General features: G+C 42.6%; 11 protein-coding genes. 6 read left to right on the top strand and 5 right to left on the bottom strand.

The annotated features are described in order from the left end of the window. Positions 1–275 precede the first annotated feature (275 nt). Positions 276–821 (top strand): peroxiredoxin, encoded by a 546-nt coding sequence (locus AB6735_RS05995; RefSeq protein WP_090470236.1) that lies wholly within the window; start codon positions 276–278, stop codon positions 819–821. 150 nt (positions 822–971) lie between these two features. Beyond that, complete coding sequence (locus tag AB6735_RS05990) at positions 972–1556, top strand: carboxymuconolactone decarboxylase family protein (protein ID WP_370994949.1); 585 nt, start codon at positions 972–974, stop codon at positions 1554–1556. Between the two features lie 265 nt (positions 1557–1821). Here AB6735_RS05990 and AB6735_RS05985 read toward each other — a convergent pair whose 3' ends face one another. The 4 genes from AB6735_RS05985 to AB6735_RS05970 all read right to left on the bottom strand — a co-directional run bounded on the left by AB6735_RS05985 (position 1822) and on the right by AB6735_RS05970 (position 6572). Then, on the bottom strand, positions 1822–3369 hold the full coding sequence (locus AB6735_RS05985; RefSeq protein WP_370994948.1) for a DHA2 family efflux MFS transporter permease subunit: 1548 nt from the start codon (positions 3367–3369) through the stop codon (positions 1822–1824). A gap of 113 nt (positions 3370–3482) precedes the next feature. Continuing rightward, positions 3483–4544: an HlyD family secretion protein gene (locus AB6735_RS05980; protein ID WP_370994947.1), complete on the bottom strand. Its 1062-nt coding sequence runs from the start codon at positions 4542–4544 to the stop codon at positions 3483–3485. Between the two features lie 26 nt (positions 4545–4570). Continuing rightward, complete coding sequence (locus AB6735_RS05975) at positions 4571–5941, bottom strand: TolC family protein (RefSeq protein ID WP_370994946.1); 1371 nt, start codon at positions 5939–5941, stop codon at positions 4571–4573. Continuing rightward, complete coding sequence (locus tag AB6735_RS05970) at positions 5925–6572, bottom strand: TetR/AcrR family transcriptional regulator (RefSeq protein ID WP_370994945.1); 648 nt, start codon at positions 6570–6572, stop codon at positions 5925–5927. The genes AB6735_RS05975 and AB6735_RS05970 overlap by 17 nt, the downstream gene beginning before the upstream one ends. 317 nt (positions 6573–6889) lie before the next feature. Here AB6735_RS05970 and AB6735_RS05965 point away from each other — a divergent pair, with 317 nt between their 5' ends. The 3 genes from AB6735_RS05965 (at position 6890) to AB6735_RS05955 (ending at position 11985) form a co-directional block, all read left to right on the top strand. Further along, positions 6890–9355 (top strand): PIG-L family deacetylase, encoded by a 2466-nt coding sequence (locus tag AB6735_RS05965; protein WP_370994944.1) that lies wholly within the window; start codon positions 6890–6892, stop codon positions 9353–9355. Positions 9356–9972: 617 nt separating this feature from the next. Next, positions 9973–10164 carry a hypothetical protein gene (locus AB6735_RS05960; protein ID WP_370994943.1) on the top strand — a complete coding sequence of 64 codons (192 nt, stop codon included), beginning with the start codon at positions 9973–9975 and terminating at the stop codon, positions 10162–10164. Between the two features lie 108 nt (positions 10165–10272). Continuing rightward, positions 10273–11985, top strand: a complete 1713-nt coding sequence (locus AB6735_RS05955; protein ID WP_370994942.1) for a sodium:solute symporter — start codon at positions 10273–10275, stop codon at positions 11983–11985. A gap of 25 nt (positions 11986–12010) precedes the next feature. Here the strand turns inward: AB6735_RS05955 and AB6735_RS05950 are convergent, their stop codons facing one another. Then, the gene (locus tag AB6735_RS05950; RefSeq protein WP_370994940.1) at positions 12011–12862 is read right to left on the bottom strand and encodes a DUF2911 domain-containing protein; all 852 of its coding nucleotides are present in this window, start codon (positions 12860–12862) and stop codon (positions 12011–12013) included. 163 nt (positions 12863–13025) lie between these two features. On the opposite strand from AB6735_RS05950, the gene AB6735_RS05945 reads away from it, so the two are divergent. Next, positions 13026–14213, top strand: coding sequence for a class I SAM-dependent rRNA methyltransferase (locus tag AB6735_RS05945; protein WP_370994939.1), 1188 nt, complete (start codon positions 13026–13028; stop codon positions 14211–14213). The last annotated feature ends 37 nt before the right edge of the window (positions 14214–14250 follow it).

Below are 14250 nucleotides of genomic sequence, written 5' to 3'. Positions count from 1 at the left end.
TAGGGGGCATTAACTCGACTAATATCAAATTAGGCACCCAACTTAACTGCAGCAACTACTATTATTATGACAGGTTTAGTTTTCATACAATCAAGATAAAATATTTTTTTCAATTGAAAAAGATCATTGAGAACAGGTGAGAATCAGGCGGATAGGAAAGGGTTATATGATATAGGTCATATATAGAGAAAATTGATACCGCATAGATTTTTAGAATTAATAGCTTTCTTTAAAAAGCGTATATTTGTTGCATAAATAATAATAAAATAGCTAATATGTTAACGATAGGACAAAAATTCCCCCAATTTTCTAAAACCGCTGTAGTAAGTCTTGAAAAAGGTAAAGAGTTTGAAACACTAACTTCTGAGTACCTGGTGAACGACGATAACGTTTGGACTGTAATGTTCTGGTGGCCAAAAGATTTCACTTTTGTGTGCCCAACAGAAATTGCTGAGTTCAACAAAAACTATGGTGAGTTCCGTGATCGTGAAACCCGTTTAATTGGTGCTTCTACAGATTCTGAATTTGTACATGCTGCCTGGAGACGCGATCATGATGATCTGCGCGATCTGAAATTCCCGATGCTTGCTGATACTTCAAAATCATTAGCAGAAGATCTGGGCATATTGGAACCAACCGAAAAGATTGCATACCGTGCTACTTTCATTATTGACCCTACAGGTATTATCCGTTGGGTATCTGTTAACGATTTAAGCGTTGGCCGTAATGTAAAAGAAGTTTTACGTGTACTTGATGGTTTACAAACAGATGAGCTTTGCCCTTGCAACTGGGAAAAAGGACAAGAAACACTTACTGTTTAATACCCCTATTATATTACATATCCTCGTGCAAAAATTTGCGCGGGGATTTTTTTTAAGCCGAATACAAGCTGAAAGCTTAAGGCATAAAGCCGAAAGCTTTCAAAACAACCCGCTTTAAGCCTTCGGCTTTTAGCTTTAAGCACAAAAAATATGAACGAAAGCACCGAAGTGATCCAGGAATTGCTGGAAAGTATTGGAATAGATAAAAACTACAGAACAGAGGCCCTCACCCTGCTTGAAAAAGGCGAATCACGTTATCTGCGCGACCTGAAGCTGAATTTTACAAGCACCCTTACATCGGCCCACTTAAGTACTAAAGAGTGTGCCTTGTTAGGACTAAGCACCGCGGTTAATAATAATAACACACCGCTTACCGTGTTTTTTACCAGGTATGCCCAGGAACAGGGTGCCGACGCTGCAGAAATAGCAGAAGCCGTTGGTTGCGCTTCTTTACTGGCCTCGAACAATGTATTCTACAGGTTCAGACATTTTACGCAGAAAGAAAAATATACCCAGATCCCGGCCCGTATCCGCATGCAGCTGATGATGAAGCCGGTAACCGGTAAGGAGTTTTTTGAATTAATGAGCCTCGCCATATCCGCGGTTAATGGTTGCGAGATGTGTGTGAACGCGCATGAGGACTCATTGATAAAATTATCCACTACTGAGGAGCGTATTTTTGACGCTGTGCGTATCGCATCACTGATAACATCTGCCGGTAAAGTGATTTTTTGAACGAATAAGTCAGGATTTAATAAAAAAAGGCATGAGATTTAAAAATTTCATGCCTTTTTCATAAATTATGCTTAAATGCTTAATTAAATTTGCGTTTGTTAATTAAAAACTTCTAAATTTATACCTAAGATTAAACGCCCCCTGGATCTGCAGAATCTTTTCATAAAGCAAAGTGTTTACGGGAGGCAGTACTTAAATTTTAATTGTTAATTTTTTTTGGGGAAAGCCGTTCCTGGTAATAGAGGAACGGCTTTTATCGTTTTTATTAATGCGCGTCTACCGGCATTTTAACAGCCTTTTTAAATGGCTGCAGATACAGTAACGGTATCGAGAACAACATCACTAAACCAGATATCCAGTAGGCATCATCATAAGTTAACAGCAATACCTGCCGGGTAACGGCGCCTTCTATAGCTCCATAAGCCATGCGGGTAGCATCAATCAATGAATGTCCCTTAGCCATAAAACCATGCAAATAGGCATTAAAGCGATCTGTAAACGCCGGATTGGTTGATGTAATATTGGTTAAAAGATTATTGCGGTGCAATCCCTGGCGAACGTGAATAATGGTTGTAAGGGTGGCAATACCAAACGAACCGCCTAATTGGCGCATCATGTTATTTAAGCCGGTTCCCTGTCCAACTTCGGGACCTTTCAGATCGGCAATTGCCAGCGTAGTTAATGGTACGAATAATAAAGCCATACCTACACCGCGTATAACCAGTGGTATAAAAAAGTCGCCTGTACCTACGGCCAGCGTTGAATTGCTGAGCATGGTGGTAAATACAAAGAACAGGAACATACCGGCCGTTGCCATAAACTGGGCAGGGATGCCTTTATTAAGCATTTTACCTATAAACGGCATCATGATAATGGTACATAAACCACCCGGGAACAGGATCTCGCCCGTTTGTTGGGCCGTAAAGCCGAGCAGGTTCTGGCAAAATACCGGGAACACGAATACCGACCCATATAGCCCAAATCCGAGTATAAAGGAAGTGAACATACCTACCGCGAAGCTTCGGTGCCTTAATATAGCAAAGTTTACTATCGGGTAATCGATGCTCATTTCGCGCCATATAAAAAGGATCAAGCCTAATATGGCGGTAATAGTGAGCACTGTGATATAGGTTGTAGCAAACCAATCTTCAGTTTCGCCTTTTTCCAGGATGGTTTGTAAACTACCAACGGATATGGCCAGGAACACAATCCCCCACCAGTCCACAGGTTTTCCTTTCTCGTCCTTCGGTGTTTCGCGCACAAAGGTGTAGGCAAAAAACGCAGCTATGGCACCTACGGGGATGTTTACATAGAATATCCAGCTCCAGTTTAAGTGGTCGGTTATATAGCCACCTATGGTAGGACCCACAGTTGGCCCCACTACCGCGCCTAAACCAAATAACGCGGTAGCTGTACCAATTTGCTCGCGCGGCCAGGTTTCTATAAGGATAGCCTGCGAAGTTGATATCAAACCACCCCCGGCTATACCCTGTATGATCCGGAACAATACCAGCTCGCCCAGGCTTGTAGCATTACCGCATAAGAATGAAGCGATGGTAAAAACGATAATTGATGTTATAAAATAATTTTTACGCCCGAAACGATTGCCAAGCCAACCCGACATCGGAAGTACGATTACGTTGGCAACAGCATAACCGGTAACTACCCAGGCAACGTCTTCAAGAGTTGCCCCCAGGTTACCCTGTATCTTGGGCAACGCTACATTCACAATGGTGGTATCAATCAGCTCCAGTAGCGAAGCCGTAATTACCGTGATTGTGATGATCCATTTTTTAAAGCCTGTTTCAGCCATATTACATTAAATTCTAAATTCCTAAACTTTAAATCAGAACCAGAACTTACAGAATTAAAGAATTAACAGAATAATAAATCCGAAATCCTAAACCCGAAATCCCAAATCCTCAATTATCCTTTAATTACAGATACTTTTACGCTCATTCCCGGGCGTAATTTATCAAGAGTTGCTTTATCAGCTTTTATTTTTATTTTAACAGGTACACGTTGTACAACTTTTACAAAGTTACCGGTGGCGTTATCTGGTGGCAGTAAAGAGAATTTTGCCCCTGTAGCAGGCGAAAAATTGTAAACTTCGCCTTCCAGTTTCAGATCAGGATAAGCATCAACTTCGATGTCAACTTTCTGACCACTTTTCATGTCGTTCAGTTGGGTTTCTTTAAAGTTGGCGGTAATGTACAGGCTGTTATCATTAATGATGGAGAACAGTGTTTGTCCTGCCTGCACCAATTGACCCAATTGGATGCTTTTTTTAGATACCAGGCCAGCAGCCGGTGCTTTAATAGTGGTATAGCTTAATTGCAGCTTAGCAAAATCAATATCCACTTGCTTTTGAGTTACACCGGTATGGGTAACTTTTAATTCGCTGCGTGTAGTACCAATTTGTTCCTGTGCGGCTTTGTACTGATCTTGTGATGCACGTAAAGTAGCTTTAGCCACATCCAGATCGGCTTTAGCCTGATCAAATTGCTGCTGGGTTACAGAACCATCTTTTACCAGGTTGGCATAGCGGTTATAATCCTTTTGTACTTTATCTAAACGGGCGGCGTTTGAGGCAACCTGCGCTCTTGCACTTGCTGAGTTAGCTTCGTTAGCGTAGATCTGTGATTGATTTACGTTGATACCGGCGCTTGCACCTACTTGTGCAGCCTGTGCCTGCTCCAATTTAACTTTATAGTCACGGTCATCTATCTTAACCAATACCTGATTGGCGTTTACGTGAGTATTTTCTTCAAAATAGATCGAATCAACATAGCCTCCAACGCGGGTAACAACCGGGCTGATATCGCCATCAATCTGTGCGTCGTCGGTATCAATATGCTTACCGAAATATATATATTCTTTGATACCGAAAATGATACCTCCAACAAGTAGTATACCTAATATGATAGGGATAACTTTATTCGGTTTCTTTTTTGGTGTTTGTTCCTGTGTTTCGTGTTCCTTTGCCATTGTATATAGTATTGATTGGTTTAGTATTATTGTTTGTTAATTTTTCCAGTTGATTTTAATAAGGTATAGTAAGCCAAACCAGCATCGGCTTTTGCCAGTTCCAGGTTGATCTGGGCCTGATAAAGTAGTGTTTCGGCATCAGCACGATCTGTGGCTGATGATATATTGCTCTTATATTTCGATTCCAATATTTTATTGTTCTCACCGGCCTGCTCAATAGCTACCTGTAAAAGCTTAATCTTGTTTAAAGCCGAAGTATAGTTCTGGTAATCCTGGTTCACTTCATCCTTAATACGATCAACCATAATGTTTTTATTGATCACAGTTTGTTCGCGCTCAATCTTAGCCTCGGTAACCTTGTTTTTGTTGGTCCATAATGAGCTAAAGCTCCATGACAGGGTTAAGCCGCCTGTTAACGGTGTAATGTAGTTACCGCTTTTAGGGATAGGGTTGATATTGGCATCTACATAATAGCCAGCAACTGATGCTACCAGCGTAGGCAACGTATTGCCTTTGATGCTTTTAATGTTGGTTTCGGCTACTTTAGTGCGTAGGTCAAACTGTTGCAGCTCGGGCCTGTTGCTCATTGCGGTATCCAGGTAATTACTAAATGGAGCAACTTGCCGGTCGGCTTCAGTTATCTGGTCAATGTTGAGCTGGGTGCCTTCCGGTAATCCTAACAATACATTCAGGTTGTAGTTAACAATGCGGCGGTTTGTTTCCAGATCCACACCGTTTATCTCAATGTTTGATCTTTGCAGTTGAAAACGTAGCACATCATTTTTAGTTACCAATCCCTGTTCAAAAAATCTTTGCGCCTGTTTAATCTGCGCGTCAACGGTGGCCAAGTTTTGAGCGACTACTTTTTTGCTTTGTAATACTTTATACAAGCTGTAATAAGAGCTGATAATGTCATAAGTGATCTGATCTTTATCGTTCACCGCATCCAAACGGGCAACCTGGGTTAACAGGTCTGTTGATTGACGGGCGTACTTAAGCTTATTGCCTTCAAAAATAGTTTGATTCAAGGTCAATATGCCCAGGTAAGCGTCGGCCCGGTTGGGTAAGTTAAAACTTTCGGGACCTAAAGCCAGCCTGTTTGCCGGAATTTCAGCATGATTGTAGCCATAGCTTATTTTACCGGTTGGCAACGATTGGTCTTTAGCCTGGTTGTATTCAGAAATAGCCTGGTCAATTTTTGATTGTGAAAGCTTTAAGGTCTTGCTGTTTTCCAGACCAAGTTTTATAGCCTCATCCAGGGTGATAGTTCTGTCCTGCGCATTTGCGGTTCCCACAAATAGCAAAGCTGTTATTACAAACGTAATAGCATACAGGCAGAAAGGGTGCACTGCATTAAACAGTGAGAGGTGGTTGGTTTTTTTATTTAGAGTTGTCATTTTCATTAACTAAATACGCTTTTAATAGGGTTTTTAAATATTTTTTGATACGGGGCTTAAATTGTTCCTCCAACACTTTTTCGTCCTGTATATCAACACCCAGCATGGTTGATGACATCAGCGGGGTATTCATGATGAAGTTTTTGGTTCCATAAAGCGTGGCCACTACCATTTGCATGTCGGTATCTTTACTAAATTCACCATTGTCCATTCCTTCCTGTATTATCCTGAACAGCTCAGATACACTTTTCATCAACATATTGCGTATGGTTTCGGCAAGCTCAGTGCGGCGGTTCATGGTCAATTCCTGATAGAGCAATTTCTGGAAGCAGTTGTTGTTCACTACCCGGTCGCCATAGATCTCGATATATGATTCTATTTTTCCCCAGGAGCTGATGCTTTCGTCGTTACCTAAAATTTGCAGTATGTTTTGAAACGAGATGATCTTACGTTCAATAACCGCAAGGAATAAGCCTTCTTTTGAACCGAAATAATAGTTGAGCATGGCCATATTTACACCGGCTTCGCCCGAGATCATACGGGTGGAAGCGCCGTCAAAACCCATCTCTGAAAACACGCGCTCGGCTACGTCCAGAATGTGGTCCTTTTTATCTATCTTATCTTTGTCCATTTTCTTTTAACGGCACAAAATTAATCAAACGATTGATTAAAGCATAGCGATCCGGGCCAAAAAGCTAATCACTTGATTAAGATTACTCATGAATGACAGATTTGTTTTACTAATCAGCAGAAATTTAGGTTATTGCAACAATTATGGTTTGCCTGTTATCCGTTTGAAATATAGCGCATTCCATATTTATGCAATGTTATTGCAGCAATTATGGTTTGCCTGTTATCCGTTGAAATATAGCGCATTCCATATTTATGCAATGTTATATTATTGATATAAAGATAATAAATTTCCATCTTTCAAATATATTTGCCAGCATGAAGCGGATAAACCTCATTACCATCTTTTTATACCTTTCAACCTTCGTATCAGCACAAACCTCGCCACCGGCCGATCTGGGCGCTATACAGCAAAATTTTAAAAAGCTCAATACACTGGGCAGCGTGTTGTATATAGCCGCTCACCCCGATGATGAGAACACCCGTTTGCTGGCTTATCTGGCCCAGGAAAAGCATTACCGCACTGGTTACCTTTCCTGCACAAGAGGCGATGGCGGCCAAAATCTGATTGGAAATGAACAAAGTGAACTTTTGGGGTTGATACGCACGCAGGAATTGCTGGCCGCCCGCCGCATTGACGGTGCCGAACAGTTTTTTACCCGTGCCAATGACTTTGGCTTTTCCAAAGGTCCTGAAGAAACACTGAAAATATGGGATAAGGATAAGGTGTTGGGTGATATGGTTTGGGTGATCCGCAAATTCAGGCCCGATGTGATGATATGCCGTTTCCCCACAACCGGCGAAGGCGGCCATGGCCATCACACCTCATCGGCTATACTGGCGCAGGAAGCATTTACGGCAGCGGCCGATCCTAAACGTTATCCCGAACAGTTAAAATATGTGCAGCCTTGGCAAGCCAAACGCCTGCTTTGGAATACTTTTAGCTTTGGCACTATAAACACTACCGCGGCCGATCAGTTTAAAATTAATGTAGGTGTTTATAACCCCATTTTAGGGAAAGGCTATGGCGAACTTGCTGCCGAAAGCCGTAGTAACCATAAAACACAGGGTTTTGGCTCGGCCAGGCAACGCGGTGAAATTTATGAATATTTTAAAACCATTTTGGGTGATGCTCCACAAAACGACCTGATGGATGGCGTTAATACTACCTGGAAACGGGTAAAAGACGGCGAACCTATCGGTGCGGCCATCGGCATCATCAACAGGGATTTTAATGCCGAAGCTCCAGAAAAGTCAGTGCCAGCTTTAGTACAGTTGTTGGGTAAGGTGGAAAAGGTTTCTGATATATACTGGCGGACCCAAAAAACAAAAGAATTGAGCGAGCTGATTGCCGCCTGTTCGGGCTTATGGTTTGAGGCTTACGCCACGGAACCAACATATGCCCTTGGCGATAAGATCCAGGTGCGTGCCCAGGTGGTTGACAGGTATAGCAACAGGGTAAAGATCAACAGCATAGGGTTTCAAAATAATGTTTCCAATTTGAACAGCCAGGTGATCCCGGCCAATCAGCAGCAAACATTTGAGCAAAGCGGTACTGCCGATAAATTAACACAACCTTACTGGCTGGAAACCCCGCATAGTATAGGCGCCTATAATTTACCTGATGAAACATTGGCCGGAAATCCCGAAAACCCCGACCTGCCCAAGGTTGATTTTGAATTTATTATTGAAGGCAAACCGGTGCATTTTGAACGCAGGCTGTTATATAAATATGTAGACCCGGTAAGGGGCGAGGTTTATCAGCCGCTGGAAATTACACCGCCGGTGACCGCCAATATCGAAAATCAGGACTATATTTTTAATTCGTTACAGTCGCAAGTGGTTCAGGTAAAATTAAAAAGCTTTACTGAGGCCAGCGGCAATATCAGCCTGAAACCCATCGACGGCTGGAAGATCGATCCCAAAAAAATTGAATTTACAGGGAAAAATAAAAATGACGAGTGGACGGTAGCTTTTACTGTTGCACCAACGGATAATAAATCACGGATCAATAATTTAGAAGCCCTGGTAACGGTGAACGGGAAAACTTTTTCACTGGCTTTGCGTCGTATCCGGTATGATCATGTGCCGGCTATTACACTATTCCCACCCGCCGAAACCCGCTTGGTAAACCTCGACCTGAAAATTGCAGGTAAAAAGCTGGCTTATATTACAGGCGCCGGCGATCTGATGCCCGAAGCCTTGCGCCAGGTAGGTTATGACGTACATCTGCTTTCAGAAGGCGAGATCATGAATGCCGATCTTTCCGTATATGATGCCATTATTACCGGGGTTCGTGCCTATAATGTGAACGAACGCCTGCCCTATGAGCAAAATCGACTGATGGATTATGTTAAAAATGGCGGTAATTTATTGGTACAGTATAATAATAACTCAGGCCTGGTGGTAAAACAGATCGGCCCATATCCTTTCCGGGTAGTGAATCAAAGGGTTACCGACGAGAATGCAGAAGTAACTATACTGGATAAACAAAGTCCGGTACTTAACTATCCAAATAAAATTACCCAGGACGATTTTAAAGGCTGGATCCAGGAGCGTGGACTGTATTTTGTAAGTGATATTGATCCGCAATACAAAGCCATTTTACAAATGAACGATAAAGGTGAGCAGCCTAACAATGGATCGTTAATAGTTGGTGATTACGGCAAAGGTCGGTTTGTATATACTTCCCTGGCATTTTTCAGGGAGTTGCCAGCCGGCGTACCAGGTGCTTACCGCTTGTTTGTGAATTTATTGAGTAAGCCGAAAGGGCAATCGTTGTAAAGTAAAGGTCACTCTGGGTATGTGCGATTCCCTCCCAACGGGCTACTGTGTGGACACATCTTTTCAATGCACTAATAGTTAAAAAAAGCTGCTCCAGAGGAGCAAAATGTCGGTAGCAATAATAAAAGTTAACCTCTTTTAGTGCCATAGGTACTACACTAACCGACTTAGGGTCTATTAATGCATTATTATTTGCCCCACGAAGTTAAAAAGTGACGTACCTACGGCACGTAAAAATTTCTTTTGATCCTTCTTCTACCGACATTCAGCCCCTACAGGGCACATTAAAAGATGTGTCCACACAGTAGCCCAACGGGAGGGTGTAGGGAGGGGTTAATAAGCGTTGCAAAATTCCTGTATGCAGTATAAACCCCTCCCTGCCTTTGCGCACCAACCAACCGCACCCCTCCCGCGGGGAGGGAATCTTGAAATTTCAAAAAAAAGAGCCTGTCATGCTGAGCTTGTCGAAGGGCTGCGTAGAGGCCTTCACACCATGCTTCGACAAGCTCAGCATGACACCCTTATTCTTTTTTTCGCCAACCCTTTTATACTGAAATAATTTATTGGTAAAAATCAATTAATCATCTATTTTTGCAAACGTTATAATTAACAGTAATATGAAACATCACGAAGAAGAAGAAAAAAGCCTTGATTTTGTATTTTATCTTGTTGGCTTAGTTTCCGGGCTTTTTATAGGAGCAATAATTGATAAAGGATTTACCTGGATAGCCATTGGTGGTGTTTTGGGCTTATTAACCGCCGGTTTCTTTGTAACTGTATTGGTTAAAGGCCGTGGTGAAAAGGCCTGATCCTGATCTGCCCTCATTTATAAAAAATTGGAACCAGTTTTACGGCATTGTAGTTGTATGGCTGGTTTTTTTAATTTTAGTATTTTGGCTCATTACAAAATCATTTGAATGAGTTTACCCGATTGGATAGTTTTAGGTCTTACGCTGCTGGCCATAGTAGTTTATGGCGTATGGAAAAGCGGCAGCAATAAAAATATCGATCAGTTTTTAGTGGGTAACCGCTCGCTACCCTGGTATCATGTCGGGTTTTCGGTTATGGCTACTCAGGCCAGCGCTATTACTTTTCTTTCGGCACCTGGTCAGGCTTATTCCGATGGAATGCGATTTGTGCAATTTTACTTCGGGTTACCGCTGGCCATGATCGTGCTGTGTGTAACCTTTGTGCCTATCTTCCATCGACTTAAAGTTTATACTGCTTACGAGTTTCTGGAGCAACGCTTTGATCTGAAAACCCGGGCACTTACTTCTTTCTTTTTTTTGGTGCTGCGCAGCCTGTCAACCGGGGTAGCCATTTATGCGCCGGCCATTATTTTATCAACTATTTTAAATATCAACACGGTTTATACCACGCTTTTTATAGGCGGGCTGGTTATATTTTACACCGTTTATGGTGGTAGCAAGGCAGTATCATACACCCAATTGCTGCAAATGAGTATCATATTTGCCGGTATGTTCCTGGCCGGTATACTGGTGGTTAATCTATTACCATCGGGCGTGGGTTTTACACGTGCCTTGAAAATAGCCGGTAAGCTGGGCCACATGAACGTAATAGATTGGAAATTTGACTGGAGTAACCGCTATACCGTATGGAGCGGTCTGATAGGCGGCTTCTTTTTGCAGTTATCCTATTTCGGTACAGATCAAAGCCAGGTTGGACGTTATTTAACGGGCAGCTCTGTAGGGCAAAGCAGGCTGGGCCTTATTATGAATGGGCTTATCAAGATCCCTATGCAATTTCTTATCCTGTTGATTGGTGTACTGGTTTTGGCCTTTTACCAGTTTAACAGGCCACCCATGTTCTTTAATAATTACGAGGTAGCCCGGGTAAAGCAAAGCGGCTATGCAACCCAATATAATTATCTCGATCAGCAATACACCCAGGCTTTTGAACAGCGCAAAGCAAAAGCCAATGACCTGGTAAAAGCTATTGACGGCAAAAATGAGGATGAGATAGATCATGCGAAAGATGCTTTAAAAGTAGCTGATATTCAGTCGCGCATCATCCGGCAGGATGCCATTGCGCTCATGAAAAAGAACAATGTAAATGCCGATGATAATGATACCAATTACGTATTCCTGACCTTTGTAAAACAGTACTTGCCCCGCGGACTGGTTGGGTTGCTGATAGCCATTATATTTTTGGCTTCTATGGGGTCAACAGCAAGCGCCCTTAATTCACTGGCCTCAACTACCGTGATCGATATTTATAAACGCACCATAAATAAGGATGCGTCGGACAAAAACTACCTGCTGGTATCTCGTATTTCAACCGTGTTTTGGGGCGTGGTATGTGTAATTATGGCTTTGTATGCCGGCAAGTTGGGTAACTTGCTGGAGGCCGTAAACCAGTTAGGCTCTTATATATACGGAACCGTATTAGGGGTATTTATAGTTGCTTTTTATATGAAACGGATAAGCGGAACCCCCGTGTTTATTGCCGCTATTGTTAGCGAGGGGGGCATATTATATTTAGGCCTGAGTAAAACAGTGGCTTATTTGTGGCTTAACCCCATCGGATGTTTCTTAGTGATGATTGTGGCATACCTCATCAATAAATTTATGCAACAAAAAAGCCCGGGTCAAATAGAACCGGGCCTGTAATGTTTTATAGTTTGTTGTCTGATAACTAATCTTTGGCCTGACTAAGCGCTTCCAGGTTCAATCGCAGGTATTCGTCGTCATTACTTTCTTTTGAAAGCTCGATGCCGGCTTCGGCAGCGGCTATTGCACCAGCTTTATCACCTTTTCTTAATAACAAGCGCGATTCCCACAGTTTAAACCATGGTACTTTAGGCTCTTCTTTTTCGGCTTCGGCTACCCAGCTTAAGGCTTTGTTCACATCTTTGTTATTTTCATAATACCACTGGATAGCATTAAAATAATAAGGTTTACGGTCGCCTTTCATCAATTCGTCAATATTGGCCATGATCTTAGCATCATCATCGGTCTCCATGTGGATTGCAGCGGCTGTATGATCCCAAACCAGGTAAAGGTCGGTCGACCGGGTTGTAGAGTTAGCAAACGCCATGGTAAATGTTTCCCGTTTTTCATTTACACGGATTGATTTTACATCAAAGCGTAAAAGATCGTCGGCTTGCTTATAACTGTAAGCGCCCCATTGTTTAGCTGTTTTGTTCAGGATAATGGTCCACTCGCCTCTTTGCGGGATACTGAATAATGAATAGGTACCAGGAGGTACTGCATGACCTTCAATGATCACTTTTTCGGTAAAAGTAATGGTAGTTGCGGCATTAGCTCCTGTGCGCCAAACTTCACCGTAAGGAATAATGCCACCAAATATTTTACGGTCCTTAACATTAGGCCGGGAGTAGGTAATGGTAACCTTGCCCAGTCCAAAATCCTGGATAATGGTTTGTGTAGAACTGGCCTCAGGGATACGGGGTACTGCCTGAGCATCGCTTTTATAGCTTACACATGCCAATAGCATGGTGGCTAAAAATAAGTAAGTCTTTCTCATGTTATGTTTTCGATACTAAGATACCAAATGTTTTTAATCGGGAAATATTGTATTGGAGTAATAAAATTTATGAAAGTTTAATGAGGTTATCAGTTCAAAGGCATAAGTAACAAGCTTTTTGCATTTGGCTTTCAGCCTTAAGCTTTTTATTACCTTTGCGGCTATGATTGATGTGCTATTAAATAAAGGTAAAGAAAAAGCTGTTTTGCAAAAACATCCCTGGGTATTTTCAGGCGCTGTTGAAAAAGTAAAGGGTAAAGCCGCCAATGGCGATGTGGTACGGCTGCTTAATGCAAAAGGCGATTTTATGGCCTATGGTTTTTATAACGATCAATCGCGGGTTGCCCTGCGCCTTTTGGAGTGGGATGAGGCCGTTGTAATTAATGATGACTGGTTTCGCCGTAAACTGGCCACGGCCATTAAAAGCAGGGCTCATGTATTAGCAAATGGAACCAATACCTGTCGCCTGGTTTTCAGCGAGGCCGATTATTTGCCGGGCTTAATTGTGGATAAATATGCTGGTCATCTGGCTGTTCAGGTGCTTACTTCGGGTATGGAGCGGGTGATGCCGGTAATTATTGATGAACTGCAAAAGCTGCTGAATCCCCAAAGTATATCCGATAAAAGCGATAACTCCTCACGGGCCCACGAAGGCCTGGCCGAGGCCGAAAATAAAGTGCTTTTTGGTAATCCCCCGCCTGAAATTGTAGAAGTGCTGGAGAACAATATTGTTTACGGCATCAATATCACCGAAGGCCAAAAGTCGGGCTTTTATTGTGACCAGCGCGATAACCGCCATATAGTAGCCAACTATGCTACAGGGAAAAAGGTATTGGATTGTTTTTGTTATACCGGCGGTTTTACGCTCAATAGCTTAAAAAATGGTGCGTCGTCGGTAACCAGTGTAGATAGTTCGGCATTGGCTATTGAAACGTTGAAGGAGAACATCCTTTTAAACAAATTGGACGCTGATAAACATACGTCCATAAAATCTGACGTGAATGTGCAGTTGCGCAAATTCAGGGATGATGGCGAAAAGTTTGATGTTATTGTACTCGATCCGCCAAAGTACGCTCCCTCGCGCTCTGCGCTGACAAGGGCTTCCAGGGCTTATAAAGATCTGAACCGTTTGGGCATGCTGCTGCTGAACGAAGGCGGCCTGTTGGCTACCTATTCCTGCTCCGGTGCCATGGATATGGAAACCTTTAAACAAGTAATTGCATGGGCCGCGCTGGATGCCGGTAAACAAGTGCAGTTTATTTACCAGTTCCACCAACCCGAAGATCACCCCGTAAGAGCCTCCTTTCCCGAAGGGGAATATTTGAAGGGTTTGCTGTGCAGGGTATTTTGATTTGGAGTAAAGATTTATGGAGTAAGGAGCAAGGACT

It is taken from the genome of Mucilaginibacter sp. RCC_168 (assembly GCF_041355315.1).
In the GTDB taxonomy this organism is placed as follows: domain Bacteria; phylum Bacteroidota; class Bacteroidia; order Sphingobacteriales; family Sphingobacteriaceae; genus Mucilaginibacter.
Note: the sequence above shows the minus strand (reverse complement) of the source record. Positions and strands in the feature narration are given on the sequence as shown.